Source organism: Pseudooceanicola profundi, assembly GCF_050897955.1.
GTDB lineage: Bacteria > Pseudomonadota > Alphaproteobacteria > Rhodobacterales > Rhodobacteraceae > Pseudooceanicola.
Genome location: NZ_JBPAXZ010000001.1, coordinates 1,844,225 through 1,857,617, shown reverse-complemented (window position 1 = coordinate 1,857,617; position 13,393 = coordinate 1,844,225). Strand labels below are relative to the sequence as shown.

9 protein-coding genes and 1 riboswitch are annotated in these 13,393 nt (G+C 65.5%); of the genes, 2 read left to right on the top strand and 7 right to left on the bottom strand.

Annotated elements, in window-relative coordinates:
- Positions 1–89: 89 nt before the first annotated feature.
- Together cobO and ACRARG_RS09230 are read right to left on the bottom strand one after the other, a co-directional pair.
- Entirely contained in the window at positions 90–698 is a 609-nt protein-coding gene (gene cobO, locus ACRARG_RS09235; RefSeq protein ID WP_432689718.1) for a cob(I)yrinic acid a,c-diamide adenosyltransferase, read from the bottom strand.
- A gap of 104 nt (positions 699–802) precedes the next feature.
- Positions 803–2,014 (bottom strand): TsoY family (seleno)protein, encoded by a 1,212-nt coding sequence (locus ACRARG_RS09230; protein WP_432689717.1) that lies wholly within the window; start codon positions 2,012–2,014, stop codon positions 803–805.
- A 129-nt stretch (positions 2,015–2,143) separates the two neighbouring features.
- On the opposite strand from ACRARG_RS09230, the gene ACRARG_RS09225 reads away from it, so the two are divergent.
- Entirely contained in the window at positions 2,144–2,527 is a 384-nt protein-coding gene (locus ACRARG_RS09225; RefSeq protein WP_432689716.1) for a hypothetical protein, read from the top strand.
- On the opposite strand, the gene ACRARG_RS09220 is transcribed toward ACRARG_RS09225, so the two are convergent.
- The 5 genes from ACRARG_RS09220 to ACRARG_RS09200 all read right to left on the bottom strand — a co-directional run bounded on the left by ACRARG_RS09220 (position 2,499) and on the right by ACRARG_RS09200 (position 9,282).
- Positions 2,499–3,023, bottom strand: coding sequence for a GNAT family N-acetyltransferase (locus ACRARG_RS09220; RefSeq protein ID WP_432689715.1), 525 nt, complete (start codon positions 3,021–3,023; stop codon positions 2,499–2,501). The two genes, ACRARG_RS09225 and ACRARG_RS09220, sit on opposite strands and share 29 nt — an antisense overlap.
- Positions 3,024–3,137: 114 nt before the next feature.
- Entirely contained in the window at positions 3,138–6,920 is a 3,783-nt protein-coding gene (cobN, locus tag ACRARG_RS09215) for a cobaltochelatase subunit CobN (protein ID WP_432689714.1), read from the bottom strand.
- Positions 6,921–6,991: 71 nt separating this feature from the next.
- A complete protein-coding gene (locus ACRARG_RS09210; protein WP_432689713.1) occupies positions 6,992–7,453 on the bottom strand; it encodes a GNAT family N-acetyltransferase in 462 nt (153 codons plus the stop codon).
- On the bottom strand, positions 7,450–8,532 hold the full coding sequence (cobW, locus tag ACRARG_RS09205; protein ID WP_432689712.1) for a cobalamin biosynthesis protein CobW: 1,083 nt from the start codon (positions 8,530–8,532) through the stop codon (positions 7,450–7,452). Before cobW ends, ACRARG_RS09210 begins: the two co-directional genes overlap by 4 nt.
- A gap of 72 nt (positions 8,533–8,604) precedes the next feature.
- Positions 8,605–9,282, bottom strand: coding sequence for an energy-coupling factor ABC transporter permease (locus ACRARG_RS09200; protein ID WP_432689711.1), 678 nt, complete (start codon positions 9,280–9,282; stop codon positions 8,605–8,607).
- 33 nt (positions 9,283–9,315) lie between these two features.
- Positions 9,316–9,528: riboswitch (cobalamin riboswitch) on the bottom strand.
- Between the two features lie 204 nt (positions 9,529–9,732).
- Here ACRARG_RS09200 and smc point away from each other — a divergent pair.
- The gene (smc, locus tag ACRARG_RS09195) at positions 9,733–13,188 is read left to right on the top strand and encodes a chromosome segregation protein SMC (protein WP_432689710.1); all 3,456 of its coding nucleotides are present in this window, start codon (positions 9,733–9,735) and stop codon (positions 13,186–13,188) included.
- The last annotated feature ends 205 nt before the right edge of the window (positions 13,189–13,393 follow it).

Below are 13,393 nucleotides of genomic sequence, written 5' to 3'. Positions count from 1 at the left end.
GGTAGCAGAGTGACGATCCATTCTCGCTTAAATTGTGACGAAAGTATGGCGGCAGCCCGATTGTCTCGGTGAGACCCCGTCCGGACTCGTCAGAATTCGACGCCGATCTGCGCTTTGATGCCAGAGCGGAAAGGATGTTTGACCAGTTCCATTTCGGTGACGAGGTCCGCGGCCTCGATCAGTTCGTCCTTGGCATTGCGACCGGTCAGGACGACATGGGTCATGTCCGGCTTTTCCGTTTGCAGGAAGGCTATGACCTCGGCCACGTCGATATAGTCGTAGCGCAGTGCGATGTTGATTTCGTCCAGCAGGACCATGCGGTTGGCAGGATCGCGGATCAGGTCTTTGGCCTTTTCCCAGGCGGCCTGGGCCATCTCCGTGTCGCGGGTCCGGTCCTGGGTTTCCCAGGTGAAGCCTTCGCCCATCGTATGGAAAGCGCATCTGTCAGGGAACGCCGACAGGATCAGGTCGCGCTCGCCGGTGGACATGCCGCCCTTGATGAACTGGACCACGGCGCAGGGCATCTCATGCGCGATGCAGCGAAAGATCATGCCGAAGGCGGCGGTCGACTTGCCCTTGCCCTTGCCGGTGTGAACGATGACCAGACCCTTTTCATCCGTCTTGGTTGCCATGATCTTGTCGCGGGCGGCCTTCTTCTTGGCCATCTTTTCGGCGTGGCGGTCGGGATCGGTGGTCATGGCTGTCTCCTGCATGGCGCGGAACAGAGGTATCGCGCGGGGCAGGGGCGGGCAAGCGAAAGGGCGGCCCGGCGGGGCCGCCCCTGATCTCTACTGCTCCGGGATTATTCCGCGGGAACTGCCGCTGTCGACCGGGGCCGTCCGAAATGCTGCCGGTTGAGCCGGAAGACGAGCAGAACCATGGCGGCCTGCGCGGTCAGTGCGACGGCCGTCAGACCCCAGTAGGCGGGCGAAAACTTGTCGATGATCTGCGCGGCCACAAGCCCCTTGTTGATGAAAAAGAACATCAGAACCTGAAAGGCGACCCCGGGGCAGACCAGCGCGTAGGACCCGGGCGAGGTTTTGTGGCCAAAGACAAAAGATTTGAAATAGCCCTGCCGGGTCATGACAACCAGGCCAAGCGCGAGGAACAGCAGCTGAACAGAGACAAACCGCGCGAGAAACATCAGCGTGTCGGCCGTGGTGGTGTGACCGCCGAATGTCGTGTGCAGGCCATGGTCCTGACGCATGATCAGAATGCCAAGGATGGTCATCAGGGGCACAACGATCATAAGCGTCGGCGCGGCTTCCTTCGCGGTACCATGGTGCAGCATGGACGACATGGCCGTGATCAGGGCAATCGCTGCATAGATGGTCGAAGCCGTCGCCAGAAATGTCGACAGGATCAGCGCAACGCCCACGGTTGTCGGATTGGTGGACATGGCAGCCGGTGCGGCCAGCCCGACGCCGGTCATGGCCAGGGCGAAGGCGGGCAGAAGCTGCCCGAAGCTGTTGTGCTGCGTCATATCGAAGGCGCCGCCCGAGGACAGGATGCGGCCGAGAAAGACCCCGATCTCGCGCAGGGCGAGGCCCGCGATCAGGACAAAGGCCAGCATGGCGGCGGGAAAGAGGTATTCGACGATATTCCAGAGGTCCGGCACGAAGACGAGGCCGACGATAAAGAGCGCGTTCACCGACATGGCCAAGGCGAGGGGGCGGGCGAGCAGGGTCGCCTCGGCATTCGACTGGCGCAATGCGGTATAGGCCTCCGTCCTGGCGAATTCTGCAAAGGCCGCGAGGTTCCAGAGCAGGGCCTTGATGTTGAGGAAGGCAAAGACCGCAATGCCGGTCATGGCGATGACAATTGCGATCTGCCGGGGCGGGGTGCCGGTGGACCAGGCGGCCAGGATGTCATTGAAGACCGGAACCGGGGCGTCTGGATGCGGCACCCAGAACATCAGGTACATGAAAAATGTGACGGCCAGGCCGCCGGCCCCAACCGAGGACAGGAAGTACAGCGGCGTGTATCGATCCGCGGGACGTGTTGGCTGTGTCATGGCGATCTCCTAAACATTCACAATTATGAATGTATATAACATTCAAAAATGTGAATGCGTGTGGGCAAGATGTCGCAGCCCGGTCTTTCCGTTAATCACATGTTAATCGGCGGGTGGTCTGAATAGAAAATGACCCGGATTTATTCTTCTTTTGCTGTGCTTTTAGCCGTCTCTACTGTCGGCGGATGCGATGCGCCGACCCCCGGATTCGGCAATGGGGCTGTCAGCCGGCACAGCGTCGAAGGCAGTGATTTCACGGTATATGTCACCGGGGATATCGCGGAATCCGTCCGGACGAACCCGCAGTTTGCGCCGCGTATCGGACCGCTTGCCGGTCGGGGGGCCATTGCAATGCAGATGGCCAGCGGATGCCGGGTCACGCAGCTTGCCGGGGATGCTGCGGTTCTTGTCGGCCGGTTGAATTGCGGCGGGCGTGCTGCCCCGGCCTGTGAGGTCGAGGCGGTGCTGAAGGGGCGGCGCGGGATCAGTCTGCCGGTGGTCCGTCACTGTTGACAGCGCGTTCGTAGGTGATGCTCGTCGGCCGGTCATAGCCCGAATGCGCCGTCCGGCCGACCTCCTGAAATCCGAGGGCCATGAATGTTGCGTGGTTTTCGGTCAGTTCGACTCGCGTCTGCAGGCGGAGCAGTGGCAGGCCAAGCGATCGGGCGCGGGTCCCGGCGTGGTCCAGCAGGACCCGGGCGAGGCCAAGGCCGCGCGCCGTTTCATCCACGGCGAGCTTGCCAATGTAGAGGTGGTGTTGATCTGGGGTCAGGATGACGCAGGCAAGTGGAGCGCTGATGGACTGCCCCGGAAGGCCCGGGCCGGGAATGATCCAGAGCTCTTTTTCCTCTGCGTCCCGCCGCAGGCTGCCCTCCGTCATACGACCAAGGGAAGAGGGCGGGTCGATCCGGCCCTCCATATAGGCGAAGGCACGTATGAGCAGGTCGCGCGTTGCCGGAATTTCGGGGGCGTTTGGGGACAGTCGGATCGGGGCTGGGACAGGGGTCATATCGCGCCAGGTTCGCTTATGGGGACAGGGGCGCGGCCGCAGCGGTTCCGCGACTGTCGGACAGAGTGCCGCTCTGGATATTCGCGGCAAGACGAAGATGATGTGCAGCGGGGGTCACGTCAGCGCCGCGATGCGGGCGCGGGCGGAGTTGGAGCGCGGCGTCCAGAGGTTGCGGTCGATGGCTTCCTGCAGGCGTTCGGCGATTTCCTTCAGCGCGGCCGGGTTGGCGTCTTGGATGAAGTCACGGGTGGCCTCGTCTTCGAGGAAGGCCTGTTCGACCAGGTCGAAATGGTGGTTCTTCACGGCACCGGTCGTCGCGGCAAAGGCAAAGAGGTAGTCGACAGTCGCGGCGATCTCGAAGGCGCCCTTGTAGCCATGGCGTTTGACCCCGTCGATCCATTTCGGATTGACCACGCGGGAGCGCAGGACGCGGGCGATCTCTTCGTCCAGCGTGCGGATCACGGGCCGTTCGGGGCGCGAGTGGTCATTGTGATAGACCGGGCGGGCGGCCCCCTGGAGGTGCTGGATCACGGCAGAGGCGCCGCCTTCGAACTGGTAGTAATCGTCGCTGTCCAGAAGGTCGTGTTCGCGGTTGTCCTGGTTCTGGACAATCGCTTGGGTCTGCGACAGCCGCTGTTCGAGGCCCGCGCGGTCCGCTGCGCCTTCGGTTTTCGCGCCATAGGCATAGGCGCCCCAGGTCAGATAGGCCTCTGCCAGATCGGCAGGGTCGTTCCAGAGCCTTTCGTCGATCATGGCCTGCAGCCCCGCGCCATAGGCGCCGGGTTTGGAGCCATAGATGCGGTGCTCTGCCTCGCCGGCGCGGGTGCGGGCGGCGGCGGGGTTGATGTCCTCGGGTTCGTCCAGCTGCTGGACCGCGCGGGCGGCGCTGTCGAAGAGTGCGATGAGCTGAGGGAAGGCATCGCGGAAGAAGCCGGAGATGCGCAGGGTCACGTCGACGCGGGGGCGGCCGAGCGTGGTGGCGGGCAGGATCTCGAACCCGGTGACGCGTCGGTTGGCGGCGTCCCAGGTGGGTTTGACGCCCATCAGCGCGAGGGCCTGAGCGATATCGTCGCCGCCGGTGCGCATATTTGCGGTGCCCCAGGCGGTGATCAGCAGGGTGCGGGGGTAATCGCCATGGTCCTGCAGGTGGCGGTCGATCAACAGGGTCGCGCTCTTCCAGCCGAGTTTCCAGGCGGTGGGGGTGGGCACGGCGCGGCTGTCGACGCTGAAGAAATTGCGCCCGGTGGGCAGGGTGTCCAGCCGGCCCCGTGTGGGCGCGCCGGATGGCGCCGGGTCGACGAATTGCCCTGAAAGGGCGGTGAGGAGGCCCGAGCCTTCCTGCAGGCCGCAGCTGCTCAGCACTGGCGCGATGGTGTCGCGGATGGCGGTGAGGACAGGGGTTGCGGCGGGGCCGGGGGCGGTCGGGCGGTTGTCGAGCCATTGGTCGAGGAGCTGCGCGGCCAGCAGTTCGAGACGCTCCACCGTGTCGCCAGTGCTCCGCCATGTCTCTGTCGAGAGCGCTTGCAGAGCCTCCGGGCGGGGGCCGGTCCAGGGAGCCGCCATGTCGCAGTCGAGCGGGTCGAAGTCCAGCGCCAGATCGGTGGCCAGCGCGCGGGGGAGGGAGGCGTCCGCCCCCTTGCCGTCGCCGCGCGGGATGCGGGTCAGGGCGATGAGCAAGTCACGATGCAGCCGGCCTGTTGGCGACTGGCCGAAGATGTGCAGCCCGTCGCGGATCTGTGCCTCTTTCAGCTCGCAGAGCCAGGCGTCGAGTTTCGCGAGGTCGGTCTCCTCCGCCCCGGTGAAGCCCGCGTCCTGATCGACGCCGGTGGCCGCGGTGAGCGACAGGATCTCGCGGCGCAGGTGGGTGATGCGGCGGGGGTCGACGCCGGCGGCTTCGTAATATTCATCCACCAGCGCTTCGAGATCGCGCAGTGGACCGTAGCTTTCGGCGCGGGTCAGGGGCGGGGTGAGGTGGTCGATGATCACCGCCTGAGCGCGGCGCTTGGCCTGTGTCCCCTCGCCCGGGTCATTGACGATGAAGGGGTAGATATGGGGCAGGGGGCCCAGCACGGCCTCCGGCAGGCAGGTTTCTGACAGGGCAATGGCCTTGCCGGGCAGCCATTCGAGATTGCCGTGCTTGCCCATGTGGATCATGGCCTGGGCGCCCCAGGCCTCTCTCAGCGCGATGTAGAAGGCGAGGTAGTTGTGCGGCGGCGGCAGGTCGGGGCTGTGATAGGTCTCTTCCGGGTCGATATTATAGCCGCGGGCGGGCTGGACGCCGATCATCACATTGCCATGCGGGTGGAGGGAGAGTTTGAAGCCCGCTGTGCCCTTGGCAGGCGGCGCGCTTGTGGTGGCGTCGGATGCCTCCGGCGGGGATATTTCAGGCAAGAAAAAGCAGGGGTCGGTCTTTGGGTCGGCCTCTGTCAGGAAGGGGTCGTCCTCGGGGCGGCCCCAGCGGGTGGTGATCTGTTGCTTCACCTCCCAGGGAAGGGCGTTGAAATGGTGGAGATAGGTGGCGAGGGGCAGGAAGGTGCCGCCCTGTCTTTCGGTGCGGTCGGTGAGGTGGTTGGTCGGGCCCGCGGTGATTTCCGCCATCAGGCCGGCGCTGTCGGCGGCGGCGTTTTTAAGGGTATAGCCGTTTTCCGCCAGCAGTCTCAGCACATGGACGGTGGCGGCGGGGGTGTCGAGGCCGACGCCATTGGCGAGGCGGCCGTCCTTGTTGGGGTAGTTCGCCAGGATGATCGCGGTTTTGCGGTCGGCGGGGGCGGTGCGGCGCAGGGTTGTCCAGTTCGCGGCAAGGCGGGTGACAAAATCGATCCGGTCGCCCCGGGTCTGCCAGCCGGCGATGGGGCATTGGGTGTCGGGGTCGAAATGGACCTCGCCCTTGAAGGCCACGGCGCGGGACAGGATGCGGCCGTCGACCTCTGGCAGGGCGACGTTCATGGCGATGTCGCGGGCGGAGAGGCCGGTGAGGGTGTCGGACCAGACCTCCTCCGACGTGGCGGAGAGGACGACCTGGAAGACCGGGCTCTTGTTGGCGGAGGCGGCGGTCAGGGGGTTCTGACCGGTTTCGTCGCCATGCGGGGAGCCGACCGCGAAGCTGGTGAGGTTGAGGATGAGCTCCGGCGTGGTTTCGGTGAAGAGGTGGTCGAGCGTGGCGGCGGAGACCGGGTCCTTCAGGGAGGCGACGTAGACGGGAAGCGGGTTCAGACCGGCACGCAGGAGCTGGCGGGTCAGGCGGTTGACCGGGCCGAGGTCCCCGGCCTGCAGGAGGGCGCGGTAGAAGACAATGGGGACGGTGGGCGCGCCTTCGGTCCAGCTCTGACGGAGCATCGTCAGGTCAGGGCCCTCGGCGCCGGGCCAGTAGAGGCCGGATTTGAGCAGGGGGCGGGGCGGGGCCGGGCGCTCCGTATCGGCGATGATGGCGCGGGCATGGGTGAGGAAGGTGGTGGCATTTTCGGGGCCGCCTTCGACGAGGGCCTGCCAGAGAGCGGTGTAGTCGTCTTCTTCGATGGTGGAGAGGGCGCGGAGTTCCGCATCGGGTTTGTCGTCGCCGGGCAGGGCGGCGAAGGGCACGCCGGCCTCTCGCAGGCGGGCGGCGTATTGGGTCAGGCCGTAGGACCAGTAGGCGGCGCCGCCGAGGATACGGGCGATCACGAGTTTCGATTTTGTCGCCGTATCGTCGAGATGCAGGTCCACGGACATCGGATGCTGCAGGTTCGACAGGTTGGCGAGGCGGAGGGTTGGCGGGTGCTCCATCGTCGCACGGGCCTGGGAGAGGGCGGCGAGTTCGGTATCGGCGGCGGAGATCACGATCAGATCAGCCGGGGTCTGGTTGAGATCGACCGCTTCGGTGTCGTCGACACGTCCGGGGGTGGCGGCGAGAAGGTGCATGGCGGGCTCCGGATCGCCTCTGCGAGGCGAGGCCTCCGGCGGGAGTATTTCGGGAAAGATGAAGGGGGCGGTCAGGCCGGGGTGGGAAGGGATTTTTCCATGAATACCGAGGTATTGTTATCTTCGTAATCGCCGAAGGGGCCGCGCCGGGTGAAGCCGTGGCGTTCGTAGAGGCGGCAGGCGGCGTCAAGTTTGTCGGCGGTTTCGAGGCGGAGGAGGGTCAGGCCTTCCGCGCGGGCGGTGTCTTCAATCTGACGCAGGAGGGCGGCACCGACGCCACGGCCACGGGCGGCTTCGGTGACGAAGAAGCTTTTGACCTCGCCATAGCCGTCGCAGAGTTTCAGGGCCGCCGTGCCGAGGGTTTCGGTCCCGTCGCGGGCGGTGAAGAAGCGCACGTCGGGTTTGGCCAGCGCGGCATGGGAGAGGAAATGGTTCTCCTCCGGGTTGAAGAGGCGGCGCATCAGGGCCTGGCTGGCATCGAGAAGATCGGAGGCGGGCGGGATCAGCGGATTGCCGGGTTCGACGGTGATCATGCGGGAACTCCGTCCGATACCAGGGCCTTTTCGATGGCGGCGCGGTCGAGGCCGGTCTGGCCGATCACGACGAGGCGGGTTTCACGGGGGGCCGTGCCAAAGGGCTGATCGTAATAGGTGTCGATGCGCGGACCGACGGCCTGCAGGGTCAGGCGCATGGGTTTACCCGTGACGGCAGCAAAGCCTTTGAGGCGGAGAATGCCGTGGGTCCGGATGACCTCGGCCACCTGTTCGGCATAGGCTTTGGGATCGGCGATTTCGCCGCGGGTGACGACGAACGACTCGAATTCGTCATGGCCGTGGTCGTGCTCATGGTCGTGGTGGTCGTCGTCTTCGTCATCATCATGGTGGTGATGATGATGGACCTCGTGGCGGGCCTCCATATCGGCCTCGGCGGCGGTCTCAAGCCCAAGCAGGACCTCGGTCGGCAGGGCGCCCATGGCGGCCTGGACGATGCGGACACCCGGGCGGACGGCTTCGGTCAGGGTCTGGGTGGTGGCGGTGAGGGCCCTGCTGTCCATCAGGTCGGACTTGTTGACCACGATCATGTCGGCACAGGCGAGCTGGTCTTCGAAGAGTTCGGACAGGGGCGTTTCGTGGTCGAGGTTCTCGTCCATCGCGCGCTGCGCATCCACGGCGGCCACGTCATGGGCGAAGGTGCCGGCGTGGTGGGCCGGGCCGTCGACCACGGTGACCACGCCGTCGACGGTGACGCGGGTGGAGATCGCGGGCCAGTTGAAGGCGCGGACCAGCGGCTGGGGCAGGGCGAGGCCGGAGGTCTCGATCACGATATGGTCGGGGCGGTCGTCGCGGTCGAGGAGCTTTTCGAGTGTGGGGATGAAATCCTCGGCCACGGTGCAGCAGATGCAGCCGTTCGACAGCTCCATGATGTCTTCTTCGCGGCAGGTCTCGTCACCGCAGCCGCGCAGGATGTCGCCATCGACGCCGAGATCGCCGAATTCATTGATGATGAGCGCGATCCGCTTGCCGTTTGCATTCTGCAGCATATGGCGGATCAGCGTGGTTTTGCCGGCGCCGAGGAAGCCGGTAACGACGGTGGCGGGGATCTTGGCGGGCATGGGGGCCTCTTCAAAAGGGGGAAAGGCGGCCCTTGCGGGGCCGCCCGTAACGGTACTCGACTGGCCTGCGGATCAGGCGGCGGCGAAGAGCCGTGGTGTGAAGAGCTTTGCGAAACCGGTGTCGCGCAGGGTCTTGGCGCCAGCGAGGACGGCAAGATCGGCCAGCGGTTCAATCAGGACAACCATCATATAGGCGGCGCCGAAGGACATGACGGAGGCGACGGTGGTTGCACCAAAACCCTGGCCGTAGAAGGCCCAGAAAGCGACCCATGCGACAACTCCGGCCTGGAAGGTGGTCGAGAGCGCAAAGGCTTGTTTGTAGCTCACATCGGCATAGCGGGTGCCTGCGGGAATGATCCGGCGGGCCAGCAGCGACATAGCGTAGAGCGGCGCCAGCAGGGTGGTCACGTTGATCGTGTACTGCGGCAGGTCGAAGGGTGCGAAAAACACGCCCTGAGCCAGAAGGCCAAGCGCCAGACCGATGGCCGCAGGGGCCGCGCCAAACAGCAGGAAGAGGGTCGAGCCCAAGATAAAGTGGACCTCTGACACGCCGACTGGGAAATGCGGCAGGATCTGGAAGAAGACAAAGGTCAGGATGGTCGACGTGACCGTGCCGATGGCGAGCCGGGCGACGTCGCCGGTCTTGACCTGATCCCATACCAGCTTGGCGGTATAGGTCGCGGCGGCGGCCGCTGTTCCATAGCTCAGCACCATTTTGGCGCCAGTGACAATTCCGGGTTCGATATGCATGTTCTGTCCTCCTGGACCGTCATCCCCGACGGCCGGTTGATATGGCGCAGGGCTGGTCTCCTGGCTGGCGGGTCTCTGCGCTGTGCCGCCTTCCCGGTTTCCCAGTGGCTCTGGCACGCGCTCTCCGCTGACAGTCGCGGGGGCGGCTGCGGCTGAAGGCCCCGGATTGGGTCACCTGTTCCGCATTCCCATTTGATCCTCGGGTGGTGTGCACCCTGATGAGGAACCTTGCCCTTTTGTAGTGACGTGGCGGCACGATCCGGTCAAGGGGCGAAAATGGCGGATTGCGGCGCAGTGGAGGGGGGCTGGGCAGAGCGTTGCTAGGGATATGCGCAATATATTGGGGATAACCTGCATGAGTGACCCATATGCTGAGGGCGCAAAGTTGACAGAAGGGGGGCGGTTCCGTCACCCTTCTCCGACAGCCGGAATCACCGACAGGCCCAGAATTTGCGCTTTTCCAAACTCAGACTGACCGGGTTCAAAAGCTTCGTCGACCCGACCGACCTGCTGATACAGGACGGGCTGACCGGCGTTGTCGGCCCGAATGGCTGCGGCAAGTCCAATCTGCTGGAGGCGCTGCGCTGGGTCATGGGGGAAAACCGCCCGACCGCGATGCGGGGTGGCGGGATGGAGGATGTGATCTTTGCCGGCGCGTCGTCGCGCGGGGCCAAGAACTTTGCCGAGGTGGCGCTGCATATCGACAATAGTGAACGTCTGGCGCCCTCGGCCTTCAACCATGCCGACGGGATCGAGATCGTGCGGCGGATCACCCGCGATGTGGGCTCTGCCTACAAGGCCAATGGCAAGGATGTGCGGGCGCGGGATGTGCAGATGCTCTTTGCCGATGCGTCTACGGGGTCGCATTCGCCCGCGCTGGTGCGGCAGGGCCAGATCTCAGAGCTGATCAATGCCAAGCCCAAGTCGCGGCGGCGGGTGCTGGAGGAGGCGGCGGGGATCTCCGGCCTCTATCAGCGGCGGCACGAAGCGGAGCTGAAGCTGAACGGGGCGGAGCAGAACCTGACCCGGGTCGATGATGTGATCGAGGGGCTGGCGCAACAGATGCAGACGCTGGAGCGTCAGGCCCGCCAGGCGCAGCGCTACCGCGCCATCGGTGCCGAACTGCGCCGGGCGGAGGGAATGCTTCTCTTCCGTCGCTGGCAGGAGGCAGAGGAAAGCCGCAGCGTGGCACTGGACGCGCTGAAAACCGCGGTGATGCAGGCAGCTCAGGCCGAAAAGGCGGCGCTGGACGCGGGCAAAGGTCGCGCGGCTGCCGAGGCCGCGCTGCCCCCCCTGCGGGAGGAAGAGGCCATCGCAGGCGCGGTTCTGCAACGGCTGGTCGTGGAACGGGATGCGCTTTCCGAAGAGGAGACGCGGGCCGCCGAGCGGATCGAGGCGCTGCGTGCGAGACTGGACCAGCTGGTTCGCGACCGCGACCGTGAGCAGGGGTTGAACCGCGACGCAGGCGAAACGATTTCGCGGCTTGAATGGGAACAGAGAGAGCTGGCCAAGGCCAGTGAAGGCCATTCGGAGGCGCTTGCCGCTGCTGCGGAAACCGCGCGGCAGGCCGGGGCGATCCTGACGCAGCGCGAAAACGATCTGTCGCAACTGACGGAAGATGTCGCACGGCTTGCGGCCCGGCATCAGTCGGCCCACCGGGTTCTTGATGACAGCCGCCGTACCATGACGCGTACCGAGGCGGAGGTCGAAAAGGCCCGGGCGGCTGTTGTCGCGGCACGTGAGGTTCTGGTCAGCGCCACGCAGGAACGCGGCGCGGCGGAAAATGCGCTGAGCATTGCGCAGCGCACCGCGCAGAATGCCGAGGATACGCTGGCCGAAGCCGATGCCGCGCGCGGGGAAACGCAGCAGCGCGAAGCGGAGGCGCGCGGCGCGCGGTCCTCGGCAGAAGGTGAGGTCAACGCGCTTGAGGCAGAGACCACGGCGCTGGCCCGGCTGATGCAGCGCGATACGGCCGAAGGCGGGCAGGTTCTGGACGCCGTTCGGGTGACGCCCGGCTATGAACAGGCGCTTGGCGCGGCATTGGCCGATGATCTGCGGGCGCCGCAGGTGGCAGAGGACGGGCCGTCGGGCTGGCTGGCAATGCCGGAATACGGCGCGTTGCCGGGGTTGCCCGGAGAGGTCCGGCCGCTGGCCGATGTGGTGACGGTCCCGGAGGTTCTGCGCCGCCGGATCGCGCAGATCGGGATCATTGAGCCGGAGGAGGCGGCGCGGCTGCAGCCGCTGCTGAAGCCCGGTCAGCGGCTGGTATCTCTCGAGGGCGATCTGTGGCGGTGGGATGGCTACCGCGCCTGGGCCGAGGATGCGCCTTCGGCCGCCGCCATGCGGCTGCAACAGATGAACCGGCTGGAAGAGCTGAAACAGGAGCTGGCCCGCGCCACGGCGCAGTTCGAAGGTGCACGGGCGGCGCATGAGAGCCTGTCGAAACGGCTTGCCGATCTGACAGAGGCGGACCGGATCGCGCGTCAGGCCCGCCGGGATGCCGACCGGCTGGTCAGCGAGGCCGCGCGCCGGCTTAACCGGGCGGAGGCCGATTTCGCATTGGCGGAGAGCCGGCTGGAAAGTGTGGGCCTGTCTGTGACACGCCATGAGGAGGAGGCTCTGGCGGCGTCCAAGCAGCTGAAAGAGGCGGAGAAGGCGGCGGGCGAACTTCCTGATCTGGAGACTGCGCGCACTGCCAATGAAGAGGTCAAGATGGCGGTCGAGGCCGCGCGCCTGACGATGATGTCGCGCCGCACCGAACATGACGAACTGCGCCGCGATGGTGAGGCACGGCTGCGCCGGTCGCAGGAAGTGATCAAGGAAATGAGTGGCTGGCGGCAGCGGCTTGAGACAGCGGACAAAAGGATTGGCGAGATCGACCTGCGTCGGAGCGAAACAGAGGCCGATCTGAAACAGGCCGGCACCGTGCCGCAGGACCTGGCCGCGAAACGTTCGGATCTGAATGCGTCGATTGCCACGGCCGAGGCACGTAAGGCAGAGGCGACTGACATGCTGACGCGTCGCGAGGCGGTGCTGAGGGATGCGGTGACCGCCGAGCGCGACGCGGAGCGGCTGGCGTCGGAGGCGCGCGAAAGTCGGGCCCGGGCTGAGGCGCGGCGCGACGCGGCGCAGGAGGCGGTGGAACGTGCGGCGGAGCGGATCGCGGAGGAACAGGAGATGACCCCCAAGCAGCTGCTGGACAGTCTGGGTGTTGATACCGGGGCGATGCCCCGGGCGGAGGCGATCGAGAATGACCTGAACCGCCTGCGGCGGCAGCGCGACGCACTTGGTGCCGTCAATCTGCGTGCGGAAGAGGATGCCAAGAAGGTTGCGTCCGAACATATGATCCTCAGCCGTGAGAAGGACGATCTGACAGAGGCGATTGCGACCCTGCGTTCGGGCATTGCCGGGCTGAACCGGGAGGGGCGCGATCGGTTGCTGGCGGCCTTTACCCAGGTGAACCGCAATTTTGGCATGCTCTTCCGGCATCTGTTTGGCGGGGGGGAGGCCAACCTCGTGCTGGTCGAATCCGACGATCCGCTGGAAGCGGGGCTTGAGATCATGTGCCAGCCGCCGGGCAAGAAGCTGTCGGTCCTGTCGCTGCTGTCCGGCGGGGAACAGACGCTGACTGCCATGGCGCTGATCTTTGCGGTGTTCTTGGTGAACCCGGCGCCGATCTGTGTTCTGGACGAGGTCGATGCGCCGCTGGACGACGCGAACGTGACCCGGTTCTGCGACCTGCTGGACGAGATGGTGAACCGCGCCGATACCCGGTTCCTGATCATCACGCACCATGCGGTGACGATGGCGCGGATGGACCGGCTGTTTGGTGTCACCATGCAGGAACAGGGCGTGTCGCAACTCGTCTCCGTCGATCTGAAGCGGGCGGAACAGCTGGTGGCCTAAAGGCCCCACGCGACGGCCCATCTTTGGTTAACCGTTCCTGACTTACCCTCCGCCCGTCGCGACACGTCGCGGCGAAAGGAGGTGATACTGCTGGATGACGCAAGTTATCGGAAATGGATGGTCGTGATCGCGGCACTGAGCCTGATCGTGGCCATCGTCCGGCTCTTTTTCGGTCTGAGCTAGATTGAAAAGAGTGGCCCGGCAG

Coding starts and splice junctions, on each gene's coding strand:
- ACRARG_RS09230 (WP_432689717.1), bottom strand. CDS start 2,014: ATGACACAGCCAACACGTCCCGCGGATCGATACACGCCGCTGTACTTC.
- ACRARG_RS09220 (WP_432689715.1), bottom strand. CDS start 3,023: ATGACCCCTGTCCCAGCCCCGATCCGACTGTCCCCAAACGCCCCCGAA.
- cobO (WP_432689718.1), bottom strand. CDS start 698: ATGACCACCGATCCCGACCGCCACGCCGAAAAGATGGCCAAGAAGAAG.
- cobW (WP_432689712.1), bottom strand. CDS start 8,532: ATGCCCGCCAAGATCCCCGCCACCGTCGTTACCGGCTTCCTCGGCGCC.
- ACRARG_RS09210 (WP_432689713.1), bottom strand. CDS start 7,453: ATGATCACCGTCGAACCCGGCAATCCGCTGATCCCGCCCGCCTCCGAT.
- ACRARG_RS09200 (WP_432689711.1), bottom strand. CDS start 9,282: ATGCATATCGAACCCGGAATTGTCACTGGCGCCAAAATGGTGCTGAGC.
- cobN (WP_432689714.1), bottom strand. CDS start 6,920: ATGCACCTTCTCGCCGCCACCCCCGGACGTGTCGACGACACCGAAGCG.
- ACRARG_RS09225 (WP_432689716.1), top strand. CDS start 2,144: ATGACCCGGATTTATTCTTCTTTTGCTGTGCTTTTAGCCGTCTCTACT.